The organism is Pseudomonas fragi (assembly GCF_002269505.1).
Classification (GTDB): Bacteria; Pseudomonadota; Gammaproteobacteria; order Pseudomonadales; family Pseudomonadaceae; genus Aquipseudomonas; species Aquipseudomonas fragi_D.
The window spans coordinates 22990-35055 of the sequence record NZ_NQKQ01000036.1; the positions used below are offsets into that span (position 1 = coordinate 22990).

9 protein-coding genes are annotated in these 12066 nt (G+C 60.1%); 2 read left to right on the plus strand and 7 right to left on the minus strand.

The genetic code is table 11. The annotated features are described in order from the left end of the window. Positions 1-196 precede the first annotated feature (196 nt). On the plus strand, positions 197-1006 hold the full coding sequence (gene tcdA / locus CJU81_RS22250) for a tRNA cyclic N6-threonylcarbamoyladenosine(37) synthase TcdA (RefSeq protein ID WP_095038274.1): 810 nt from the start codon (positions 197-199) through the stop codon (positions 1004-1006). A gap of 49 nt (positions 1007-1055) precedes the next feature. Here tcdA and CJU81_RS22255 read toward each other — a convergent pair whose 3' ends face one another. The 4 genes from CJU81_RS22255 to CJU81_RS22270 are packed head-to-tail and all read right to left on the minus strand — an operon-like array spanning position 1056 to position 4157. Then, positions 1056-1463 carry a SufE family protein gene (locus CJU81_RS22255; RefSeq protein ID WP_095038275.1) on the minus strand — a complete coding sequence of 136 codons (408 nt, stop codon included), beginning with the start codon at positions 1461-1463 and terminating at the stop codon, positions 1056-1058. Beyond that, entirely contained in the window at positions 1460-2665 is a 1206-nt protein-coding gene (locus CJU81_RS22260) for a cysteine desulfurase (RefSeq protein WP_095038276.1), read from the minus strand. The genes CJU81_RS22255 and CJU81_RS22260 overlap by 4 nt, the downstream gene beginning before the upstream one ends. 58 nt (positions 2666-2723) lie before the next feature. Continuing rightward, a complete protein-coding gene (gene dapD, locus CJU81_RS22265) occupies positions 2724-3758 on the minus strand; it encodes a 2,3,4,5-tetrahydropyridine-2,6-dicarboxylate N-succinyltransferase (RefSeq protein ID WP_095038277.1) in 1035 nt (344 codons plus the stop codon). Between the two features lie 36 nt (positions 3759-3794). Next, entirely contained in the window at positions 3795-4157 is a 363-nt protein-coding gene (locus CJU81_RS22270; RefSeq protein WP_016781976.1) for an ArsC family reductase, read from the minus strand. Positions 4158-4386: 229 nt separating this feature from the next. Between CJU81_RS22270 and CJU81_RS22275 the strand changes: the two genes are divergently transcribed. Beyond that, on the plus strand, positions 4387-6033 hold the full coding sequence (locus CJU81_RS22275; RefSeq protein ID WP_095038278.1) for a Na+/H+ antiporter: 1647 nt from the start codon (positions 4387-4389) through the stop codon (positions 6031-6033). Positions 6034-6141: 108 nt separating this feature from the next. Here the strand turns inward: CJU81_RS22275 and dapC are convergent, their stop codons facing one another. Genes dapC through map form a run of 3 tightly spaced genes read right to left on the minus strand, consistent with a single transcriptional unit; the run spans position 6142 to position 10980 of the window. Next, positions 6142-7341: a succinyldiaminopimelate transaminase gene (dapC, locus tag CJU81_RS22280; RefSeq protein ID WP_095038279.1), complete on the minus strand. Its 1200-nt coding sequence runs from the start codon at positions 7339-7341 to the stop codon at positions 6142-6144. Positions 7342-7367: 26 nt separating this feature from the next. Continuing rightward, positions 7368-10070, minus strand: a complete 2703-nt coding sequence (locus CJU81_RS22285) for a [protein-PII] uridylyltransferase (protein WP_095038280.1) — start codon at positions 10068-10070, stop codon at positions 7368-7370. A 55-nt stretch (positions 10071-10125) separates the two neighbouring features. After that, positions 10126-10980 (minus strand): type I methionyl aminopeptidase, encoded by an 855-nt coding sequence (gene map, locus CJU81_RS22290; RefSeq protein ID WP_095001307.1) that lies wholly within the window; start codon positions 10978-10980, stop codon positions 10126-10128. Between the last annotated feature and the right edge of the window lie 1086 nt (positions 10981-12066).

The following is a 12066-nucleotide window of genomic DNA, read 5'->3' on the forward strand; positions in this document are numbered from 1 at the left end:
ACCCATCGTATAGCTGACGGAATTGGGTCTGGCTTTGGGCAGTAGCTGCCGACTTAAGTTCTTTCTTTGTTACTTTTAGCTCTTATCTTCCTACTCAGTAAGCTATTAAAGCAGGCTTGGTCGCATAGCCTGTAGGAAAGATACTCAATGCCATGTAAGACCCCTATAATGCGCGCCGGTTTTTGGGGTGTTGGTCATGAGTACAGAAGATCCACGTTTTGCCGGTGTAGCCCGGTTATATGGGCTGGAAGGCCTTGAACGACTGAAGGCGGCGCATGTGGCGATCGTCGGTGTGGGCGGCGTCGGGTCGTGGGCGGCGGAAGCGATTGCGCGCTGCGGCGTCGGCGAGATTTCGCTGTTTGACCTGGATGACGTGTGCGTCAGCAACAGCAACCGCCAGTTGCACGCCTTGAGCACGACCATTGGTCGGGACAAGGTCGAAGTGATGGCCGAGCGCCTGCGCCAGATCAATCCGGACTGCAAGGTCCACGAAGTGGCGGATTTCGTCACGCGTGAAACCATGGCCGAGTACATCACCCCTGATATTGATTGCGTGATCGACTGCATCGACAGCGTAAATGCCAAGGCGGCGCTGATTGCCTGGTGCAAGCGGCGCAAGATCCAGATCATCACCACCGGTGGTGCGGGCGGGCAAATTGACCCGACGCTGATCCAGGTCTGTGACTTGAACCGTACGTTCAATGATCCGCTGGCCTCGAAGGTGCGTTCGACCTTGCGCCGCGACTATGGCTTTTCACGCACCATGACCCGCCATTACAGCGTGCCTTGTGTGTTCTCTACCGAACAGCTGCGCTATCCCAAGCCGGACGGCAGCATTTGCCTGCAGAAGAGCTTTGTCGGCGACGGGGTGAAGCTGGACTGTGCTGGCGGGTTTGGTGCGGTAATGATGGTGACGGCGACCTTCGGCATGGTCGCGGCGACCAAGGCGGTGGACAAGATTGTTGCGGGGGTAAGGCGGCCTTCGGAGCGGGTGAAGCCACAGTAGAGCCCCTCACCCTAACCCCCTCCAGGAGAGGGTTGGGGTGAGGGCATTTTCAGCCGAGCGCCAATTCCCGCATCCGCACCAGCACGGCATTGAGCCCATTGCTGCGCGACGGCGACAACTGCCGGCTCAGGCCCAACTGGTTGAACCAGTCCTGAATGTCTACCCGTTGCAGCTCTTCAGAACTCAAACCATTGACCCGCACCAGCAGCAACGCCACCAGCCCGCGAATCAGTCGTGCTTCACTGCTGGCCGCAAACTGCCAATGGCCATCGACCTTCTCACCCACCAGCCACATAAGGCTTTCGCAGCCATGTACGCGGTTGGCTTCGGTTTTGTCGGCCTCGCTCAGTTCCGGCAAACGCTGGCCCCACTGCATCAGCAGGCGCGCACGCTGCTCCCAGCCGGTGCAATGCTCAAAGCTGTCGAGCGCCGCCTGCGCTTCGGTTGGCAGAGTCATTGCAGTAGCTCCAAAGCCTGATCAAGGGCGATGAAGAAACGCTCCAGATCGTCGGAATCGTTATACAGCGCCAGCGAAACACGGATGGCACCGGCCAGACCAAGGCTTTTAAGCAGTGGCATGGCGCAATGATGCCCGGCGCGAACGGCAATGCCCTGTTCGGTCAGCAGATGGGCCAGATCGGCGTTGTGTACACCCTCGACGACAAAACTGACCAGAGCCAGTTGCGCAGCGCCCAGCAGACGAATGCCCTGACGCTGCTTCAAACCCTCGACGAGTAAGCCATGCAGCGCTGCTTCGTGGGCTTGCACGGCGGCCTGATCGAGGTTGGCCAGATAGTTGAGCGTTGCCCCCAGCCCGATCACGCTGGCAATCGGCGGTGTACCTGCTTCAAAACCCAGCGGCGCGGGGCGGAAGGTGGCCTGCTGGTAATCGGCGTCCTGCACCATTTCGCCACCAAACTGCCAGTGCTGCAGACGGGCCAGTGCTTCATGGCGGCCAAACAGTACCCCCAACCCGTCGGGGCCGTAGAGTTTGTGGCTGGAAAACGCGTAGAAGTCGCAGCCCATCGCCTGCACGTCATGCCGGCCGTGGACGACGCCTTGTGCGCCATCGACCACGGTCAGGGCCCCCTGTGCCTTGGCCAGGGCCAGAAGCTGCGCCAGTGGCTGCCAGACGCCGAGTACGTTGGACAGCTGGCTCACCGCCAACAGGCGGGTACGCGGAGTGATCAGGTGCGCGGCGGCCTGAAGGTCGATCACGCCGTCGGCATCCAGCGGCAACACCACCAGATTCAGCTTTTTACGCTGTGCGAGCTGCTGCCATGGCAGCAGGTTGGCGTGGTGTTCGAGGGCGCTGACCACAATGTCATCGCCCGCATTGAATTGGTGCTCCAGGCCATAGGCCAGAAGGTTCAGCGCCGACGTGGCGCCGTGGGTGAAAACGATTTGCCCGCATTCGCCGGCATTGAGCCATTGCGTCACTTTGTGGCGGGTGTTTTCGAATGCCTGGGTCGCGTGGGCGCCTGGCAGGTGCTGGGCCCTGTGCACATTGGCTGCGCCGTTGGCGTAGTAATGCGTCAGTGCGTCGAGCAGGGCTTGGGGTTTTTGCGTGGTTGCAGCGCTGTCCAAGTATGTCTGGTCCTGGCGTTGCAAGGCGGCGATGGCGGGAAAGTCAGCGCGCCAGGGAGAAGGCAAAAGCATGGTGTTCGGGCTCTGTTGACGAGGCCGGAAACCGGCCCCGTCAGTTGCAGACAGACGCTTAGTTGTGAGCGTGCAGTGCTTCGTTCAGCTCGATGGCCGACTTGTGGGTTTTGCATTCCACAGCGCCAGTTTGCGAGTTGCGACGGAACAATAGGTCAGGCTGGCCAGCCAGATCACGGGCCTTGACCACTTTGACCAACTGATTGTTTTCGTCCAGCAGGGCCACTTTGGTACCCGCGGTCACGTACAGGGCGGACTCAACGGTGTTGCGGTCACCCAACGGGATGCCGATACCGGCGTTGGCGCCGATCAGGCAGCCTTCGCCGACCTTGATCACGATGTTGCCACCGCCCGACAGCGTGCCCATGGTCGAGCAACCGCCGCCCAGGTCCGAACCCTTGCCGACAAACACGCCTGCCGATACACGGCCTTCGATCATGCCAGGGCCTTCGGTGCCTGCGTTGAAGTTGACGAAACCTTCGTGCATGACGGTGGTGCCTTCGCCGACGTAGGCGCCCAGACGGATACGTGCCGCATCAGCGATGCGCACACCGGCCGGAACCACGTAGTCGGTCATTTTCGGGAACTTGTCGACCGAGAACACTTCCAGCAGATCGCCACGCAGGCGTGCTTCGAGTTGACGCTCGGCCAGTTCGCTCAGGTCGATGGCGCCCTGGCTGGTCCATGCCACGTTAGGCAGCAGCGGGAAAACACCGGCCAGGCTCAGGCCGTGCGGCTTGACCAGTCGATGGGACAGCAGGTGCAGCTTGAGGTAGGCCTCTGGCGTGGAGGTCAGCGTGGCGTCTTCGGCCAGCAGCGTGGCAACCAGCGGCTTGTGGCTTTCAGCCAGGCGGGTCAGCAGGGCCGCTTGAGCAGCGTCCACCGGCTTGACGGCTTCAGCCATCTGCGCGGCTTGAGCGGTGGTAAAGGTGATTGCCTGATTGCCACCGGTGTAGCCCAGGATCGGTGCCACAGCTGCAATCAGCTCGGCCGACGGGTTGATCAGGGGTTGTGCGTAGAACACTTCCAGCCATGCGCCTTGACGGTTTTGGGTGCCGACGCCGAAGGCTGCGCTGAACAGGGTAGTAGACATGCAATTACCTCTTACAAAAATAAATGGGCGGGCGCTTTAAAGCAGGGCCGCCGCATAAAGATCTGGCTTGAAGCCAATCAGGGTTTTGTCGCCGAGATCGAGCACCGGGCGCTTGATCATCGAGGGTTGGGCGAGCATCAGTTCAATGGCCTTCGCTTGGTCGAGATCGGCTTTGCGTTCGTCGTCGAGCTTGCGAAAGGTTGTACCGGCGCGGTTGAGCACTACTTGCCAGCCGTGCTCGTTACACCATTGGGTCAGGTGTTCACGGTCAATGCCGCTGCTTTTATAGTCATGAAAGTCGTAGCGCACTGCATGTTCATCGAGCCAGGTGCGAGCCTTTTTCATGGTATCGCAGGCTTTGATGCCGAAAAGGTGCAATGTCTTGCTTGAGTCGGTCACGGAAATTGCCCCTCCCTTGGAGATGCGTTAAATGAGCGGTCGCGGATTATGCCATGCGCAGCGCCCTTGGGCGTGGATGGCTGCAAGCTTGGCACAGACTTGTGACATGTCGTCGCACTGCTACTTTTGTTCAGGCTCGGTTTTTACAGCTAGACGCTACTATGGAGCGCAATGAGAAATTGTTGCCATTTTTTTAGTTTAAAACTGATCGTTCGGGAATTCTGCTGATATGCAAACCGCCTATACCGTCCTCATCATGCTGATGCTGGTGGGTGTCTCGCGTCTGTTGGGGCGTGTCATTCCGTTGCCTTTGCCGCTGGTGCAGATTGCTGCTGGCGCCGTACTGGCCTGGCCGACGCTGGGCCTGCATGTGGCGCTGGAGCCTGAGTTGTTCCTGTTTCTGTTCTTGCCTCCGCTGTTGTTTTCGGATGGTTGGCGCATGCCCAAGCGTGAGTTCTGGCGCTTGCGCGGGCCGATTCTGACGCTGGCGGTAGGGTTGGTGCTGTTTACGGTGGTGGGTGCGGGCTATTTCATTCATTGGCTGTTGCCGACCATCCCGCTGCCGGTGGCGTTTGCGCTGGCGGCCGTGCTGTCACCCACCGATGCGGTGGCAGTCTCGGCCATTGCCCAGAACCGCCTGCCAGCGCCTTTGATGCATATGCTGCAAGGTGAGGCGTTGATGAATGACGCCACGGGCCTGGTGACATTCAAGTTCGCGCTAGCAGCGGCCATTACCGGGGTGTTCTCGCTGGCCAATGCCAGCCTGACTTTTGTCCTGGTGGCCTGCGGCGGGCTGGCTATCGGCGTGGCGTTGAGCTGGCTGGTCGGGCGTTTGCGGGCGTGGATGATCGCCCGTGGCTGGGATGATCCGGCGACCCACGTGGTGTTCATGTTGCTGCTGCCTTTTGCCGCCTATGTACTGGCCGAGCGACTGGGCGCCTCGGGCATCTTGTCGGCTGTTGCGGCTGGCATGATGCAGAGCTGGCTGGATCTGTTGCCGCGTCAGACCAGCACCCGCCTGCTTAACCGCAGTGTGTGGTCGCTGCTGGAGTTTGCTTTCAATGGTCTGATCTTTTTGCTGTTGGGGCTGCAACTGCCGGACATCATCAAGGCGGTGGTCAGCCACGAAACCACCTTGTGGCCAACCCTGATGTACCGCTGCCTGGATGTGGTGGCGATTTTTCTGGTGCTGCTGGCGCTGCGCTTTATCTGGGTGCAGAGCATCTGGCGGCTGTCGGGCCTGTTGCGCCGCTGGCGTGGCAAGGGCGAGCTGACCATGGTGCCGACCGCGCGTTCCTGCTGGCTGTTGACCGTGGGCGGGGTGCGTGGAGCGGTGACCCTGGCAGGCGTGATGTCAGTGCCACTGCTGGTCAGCGAGGGTTTGAATTTCCCTGAACGTGATTTGCTGATCTTTATTGCTGCCGGGGTGATATTGCTGTCGCTGGTGGCGGCCTGCATTGCCTTGCCCGTGTTGTTGCGCGGTATCCCGAAAAGCCCGGACGATGCCATGCGCAAAGAAGTGCGCGAAGCCTGGCGACGCACCGCAGAAGCGGCGATTCACGCGCTGGAAGCAGAAGAGGTGGTAGAGGCCGATGGTCAGCAGGATGCGGCCCAGGCGGCTCTGGCGGCTGAGTTGAAGGCGCGGATCATGTCTGAATACCGTCATCAGCTGGAGGTGTACAACGACTCGGCGGAGGCCCAGGCACTGGCTTCGCAAATGGATCAGCTGGAGAGCCGTTTGCGGCTCAAGGCACTGCGGGCGCAGCGGCTGGAGCTGTACAGCTTGCGTCGCCATCATGAAATTGGCGATGACGCGCTGAGTGAGATTCTCAAGGATCTGGACTTGAGCGAGGCCAATCTGGGCACGGTGAAATAATACACCAGCGTTGTGTGGGAGCGGGCTTGCTCGCGATAGCATCGACTCGGCACTACTGATACACCGCATTGACCGCATCGCGAGCAAGCCCGCTCCCACAGGAGCGGATTAGCCGCGGCGCTGGATAAAGTCGCGGATCCGCCCGGCGGCTTCCACGCATTCGGCCAGTGGAGCAACCAGGGCCATGCGCACCCGTCCGGCTCCAGGGTTGAAACCGTCGACTTCACGGGACAGGTAAGAGCCCGGCACCACGGTCACGTGCTCCTGCGCAAACAGGTCGCGGCAGAACTCGGCGTCGTCGCCTTCAACCTTGGGCCACAGGTAAAAACCGCCATCCGGGCGTTGTACGTCCAGCACCGGGGTCAAAATTTCCAGCACCGCATCGAACTTCTCGCGATACAGGTCACGGTTGGTGCGCACGTGCTCTTCGTCGTTCCAGGCCGCAATGCTGGCCAGTTGGGTTTGCACCGGCATGGCGCAGCCGTGGTAGGTGCGGTACAGCAGGAACGCCTTGAGGATGTCGGCATCGCCAGCCACGAAACCTGAGCGCAAACCCGGCAGGTTCGAGCGCTTGGACAGGCTATGGAACACCACGCAGCGCTTGAAGTCCTCGCGGCCCAGGGCCACGCAGGCGCTGAGGAGGCCGATTGGCGGGGTTTGCTCGTCGAAGTACAGCTCGCTGTAGCACTCGTCTGCGGCGATCACGAAGTCGTGCTCGTCGGCCAGGGCGATCAATTTTTTCAGGGTGTCGAGCGGGATCAGGGCGCCGGTCGGGTTGCCCGGAGAGCACAGGAACAGGATCTGGCAGCGCTTCCAGGTGTCGACGGACACCGCGTCAAAATCCGGGTTGAAGCCATGTTCGGCCAGGCACGGCAGGTAGTGCGGCTGAGCGCCTGCCAGGAAGGCGGCCCCTTCGTAGATCTGGTAGAACGGGTTCGGGCTGACGACCAGAGCGTCGTCACCACGGTTGACCACCGTCTGGGTGAAAGCAAACAGGGCTTCACGGGTGCCATTGACCGGCAGGATGTTACGCGCCGGGTCGAGCCAGCCCTTGGGTACATTGAAGCGCCGCTCGGCCCAGCCAGCGATGGCTTCGCGCAGCGCCGGGATGCCCAGAGTGGTCGGGTAGACCGCCATCTGGTCGAGGTTGTCAGCCAGTGCCTTGGCCACGAAGTCCGGGGAGCGGTGTTTCGGTTCACCAATCGACAGGGCAATCGCACGCTTGTCGGCATTGGGCTGCACGCTGCCAAGCAGGGCGCGCAGTTTTTCGAACGGGTAAGGCTGCAACTGGTTCAAAGCATTGTTCATGGGGTGCGGGTCTCACTCGGCGGCGGTTAAATGCTCAGGCGCCACGGTTCTGGGGTTGAATCCTGATTGACCGTCAGTTGTTCGACGATCGCTTCCTGCAAGCGCATGCACAGCTGCGGGTCGGACAGCGGCTGGTTGTTTGCATCGGTAATGAAAAATACGTCTTCTACGCGCTCGCCAAGGGTGGCGATCTTGGCGTTTTGCAGCGACAGGTCGAACTCCAGGAAAATCATCCCGATGCGTGCCAGCAGGCCCGGTCTGTCGGGGGCGCTGAGTTCCAGTACGGTGACCGGGCGCTGGGCATCGTTGTGGATCGTCACCTGGGGCGCAAAGGCAAAGTGCTTGAGCTGGCGCGGTACCCGGCGCTGGATGATGGTCGGGTAGTCATCCGGGTTACGCAGGGCTTCGGTCAGGCCCTTGCGGATTTTTTCAATGCGCGCCGGGTTGTTGCCAATCGATCCGCCGTCATTGTCGAGCACGATATAGGTGTCGAGGGTGAACTGGCTGCTGGAGGTGATGATGCGCGCGTCATGGATGTTCAGGTTGAGCTGGTCCATGGCGGCCACGGTCACGGCGAAGAAGTCATGCTGATCGGGTGCATAGATGAAGATCTGCGTGCCGCCCTCGAACTCGCGCTGGGTGGTTTCCTTGATCAGCACCAGCGGGCCACCATCGGCCGGTTGCTGCAAGATCGCCTCGGTATGCAGCGCCACGTCGGCAGAGGAATGGCGCAGGAAATAGTCGTCGCCCAGCTGTGACCAGAGCTGTTCGACGTCATCCTGGTCGGTGCCGCCGCGCACCAGGATGTCCAGTGCTGCACTTTGTGTCTGGCGGATCTGTTCTTCACGGTCCACCGGGTTTTCCAGGCCGCGGCGCAGGGCACGCTTGGTCTCGGTGTAGAGCTGGCGCAACAGGCTGGCGCGCCAGGAGTTCCACAGCGTCGGGTTGGTGGCGTTGATATCGGCGACAGTCAGCACATAGAGGTAGTCGAGATGGGTTTCGTCGACGACTGTCTGGGCAAAGTCATGGATGACTTGCGGGTCCGACAGATCCTTGCGCTGGGCGGTGGTGGACATCACCAGATGGTTTTGTACCAGCCACACGATCAGGCGCGTGTCCCACTGCGGCAACTGGTGGCGAATGCAAAACGCTTCAGCATCCACGGCACCGATTTCGGAGTGGTCGCCGTGGCGGCCCTTGCCGATATCGTGGTACAGCCCGGCCAGGTAGATCAGTTCGGGCTTGGGCAGCCTGGCCATCAACTTGCTGGCGAGCGGGAATTTCTCTGACACTTGCGTGTACTGCAGCTTACGCAGGTGTTTGATCAGGTTCAGGGTGTGGGCATCGACCGTATAAATGTGGAACAGGTCATGCTGCATTTGCCCGACGATAAAGCCAAACTCGGGCAGGTAACGGCCCAGGATGCCGTAACGGTTCATTCGGCGCAGGTTGCGGTGGATGCCGATCTTGCACTTGAACAGTTCGATAAACAGGCTGGTGTTGCGGATGTCTTTGCGGAAATCCTCGTCGATCAGGTAGCGATGTTCGCGTAGCAGGCGGATGGTGTCAGCCCGCACACCCTTGATTTCGGGGTGCTGGGCCATCAGCAGGAAGATTTCCAGCATGGCGAAGGGCGTGCGCTTGAATACGTGGTCGCTGGTGGCTTCGATATAGCCATCGTGCAACTGGAAGCGCGAGTTCAACGGGGTTGGCGGCGCTTCGTCCTCGGGGGCGAGGATCACTTCTTCGAAGTGCTGGATGATCAGGTCGCTGAGCTGGGCAATGCTCATGACCACCCGGTAGTACTGTTGCATGAAATTTTCGATGGTCTGCTTGGCGTCTTCGCCGGCAAAACCGAGCAGTTCGCCGATGCTGCGCTGGTGGTCGAACAGCAGACGGTCCTCAGCGCGCCCGGCAAGCATGTGCAGGGCGTAGCGCACCTTCCACAAAAACTCCTGAGACGAGGCGAGCAGGGCGTGCTCGCTTTCTACCAGGAAGCCTTCGCCGGCAAGGGCGCGCAAATTCAGGGTGCCGTACTGGCGACGGGCTACCCACAAAATCGTCTGGATATCGCGCAGGCCGCCGGGCGAACCTTTGACGTTGGGTTCCAGGTTGTATTCGGTGTCATTGTACTTGTGGTGGCGGGCCTTTTGCTCGGCGCGCTTGGCCAGGAAAAAGTCCTTGCTGGGCCACATGTGTGCGGTGCTGGTGACGTCCAGCATGCGCTGGCGTAAATGCTCGGGGCCAGCCACGGTGCGGCTTTCCATCAGGTTGGTGATGATGGTCAGATCGGCGCGGGCCTGCTCGGCGCACTCATCCACTGAACGAACGCTCTGACCTACTTCAAGACCTATGTCCCACAGCAGTGTCAGAAAGCGCTCAATGGAGTCGCGGAATACTTCGTGATCTGCGTTGTCCAGCAGGATCAGCAGATCGATGTCGGAATAAGGGTGCAACTCGCCACGGCCATAGCCGCCGACGGCGACCAGGGCGATGTCGGCCTGATCGCTCCAGCTGAACTGGTCCCACGCTTGCTGCAGGATGTTATCGACGAACCATGCACGATCTTCGATCAGGCGGCGAATATCACGCCCCTTTTTGAAGCGTTCGTCGAGTACCTCCCGTGCCTGGCGGATCGCCTTTTTGAAAGCGGCAATGGGGCTTGCCTTCAATGCCAGTTCGGCCTGGAACTGGCCGCGGTCAAAAAGTTCTGGATCCACCTGCGGCATCGATTGGCATTCCTGTCGTGGGTTTTACGGGTTAAACGGTGAAAACACGCAAGGATCAGGCCGAAACGCGGGGGATGGTGTCATCGCTGCGCAGGGTGAAGATCTCGTAGCCGGTATCGGTGACCAGCAGGGTGTGTTCCCACTGTGCGGACAGCTTGCGGTCCTTGGTGATGGCGGTCCAGCCGTCGCCCAGCACCTTGGTGTCGGCCTTGCCCTGGTTGATCATCGGCTCGATGGTGAAGGTCATGCCGGCCTTGAGCTCCATACCGGTGCCAGCGCGGCCGTAGTGCAGGATCTGCGGCTCTTCGTGGAACACCTTGCCGATACCGTGGCCGCAGAACTCGCGTACTACAGAAAAACCGTTCTTTTCAGCGTGCTTCTGGATCACTTCACCGATATCGCCCAGGCGGCAGCCCGGTTTGACGATTTCGATGGCCTTGTACATGCATTCCTGGGTGACCTGGGACAGGCGCTCGGCCCATACCGGTACCTTGCCGACGTGGAACATGCGGCTGGTGTCGCCGTGATAGCCGTCCTTGATCACGGTGACGTCGATGTTCAGGGTGTCGCCGTCCTTCAGAACCTTGTCACCCGGGATGCCGTGGCACACCACATGGTTGATCGAGGTGCAGATCGACTTGGGGAAGCCTTTATAGTTGAGCGGAGCAGGGATGGCCTTTTGCACGTTGACAATATAGTCATGGCAGATGCGGTCCAGCTCTTCGGTGGTAACGCCGGGTTTGACGTATTCGGCGATCATTTCCAGGACTTCGGCGGCCAGTTTGCCGGCGATACGCATTTTTGCGATGTCCTCGGGGGTTTTGAGGGTGACGGTCATTCGGGCTCTCTTCGCGCGTTGGCGCTCATCATCAGGATTGCGGGCGTGCTGTGAATCGCGGCACGCCGTCATAAAACTGCGATTCTAACAGACGGTCGGCGTTAGTCGTGGGCCTGTCGTTATCGCTTCTATTAATAGATAGGAGCACCCTGGTTCTATTCCAAGGCCAGAGCAAAAAAGCCGGACGGCCAAAGCACCTGCTTTAAATCTGCTTTTGATCTGTTTTTGATCTGTTTTTGATCTGTTTTTGATCTGTTTTTGATCTGTTTTTGATCTGGTTTTTGATTTTGATCTATCGGCCCCATCGGGAGGCCGAGAGGAGGTTCTGCGTAGTGGGTCGACCGGCATGGATGCCGGGAGAGCCGCGATGGGCCATGGATGGCCCGTGGCGGCGTGCCCACGGAGCGGGACCGGAGCGAGGGAACCTGAGCGCAGCGAAGGCCGTACGCCAGGGGCAAGGCCTTTTTGGTTACTTTTTCGGCTGTTTGGAAAAAGTGACTCGCTGTAAGAGCGAAACCATAATTTCAGTTAGGCACAAATGCTGGATATGTACGCGGTACACCCGTTAAAACCACCGGGTACATATCCATTCGATGCATCACGGCTCTCTACGGGTTCCGCCCTTACGGCGGCTCACTTTTGTCAAACAGCCACAAAAGTAAGCAAAAAGGCCTTGCCCTGCCATACGGCCGCCTCGCCTAGGCTCGCCGGTGCCCTCACTCCGGCACTGTTATGGGGGCACGCCGCGACGGGCCATCCTTGGCCCATCGCGGCTGGCGCGGCGTCCTGCCGCGCCACCCCCATAACAGCACCTGCGTTCGGCCTTCTGTGAGGGGCATTCGTGTTGACTGGACAAGCGCGTGGCTACAGCAAAAGAAAAAGAAAAATAGATCTTGGACGCTTGTACGTACGGCCTGCAAAACAGGCCGGCTGGTCAGTCACCTCGGCGAGGTTTTAGATCTGGCTTTTGATTTTGATCTACTGGCCCCATCGGCAGGCCGAGAGGAGGTTCTGCGTAGTGGGTCGACCGGCATGGATGCCGGGAGAGCCGCGATGGGCCATGGATGGCCCGTGGCGGCGGGCCCACGGAGCGGGACCGGAAGGAGGGAACCTGAGCGCAGCGAAGGCCGTACGCCAGGGGCAAGGCCTTTTTGGTTC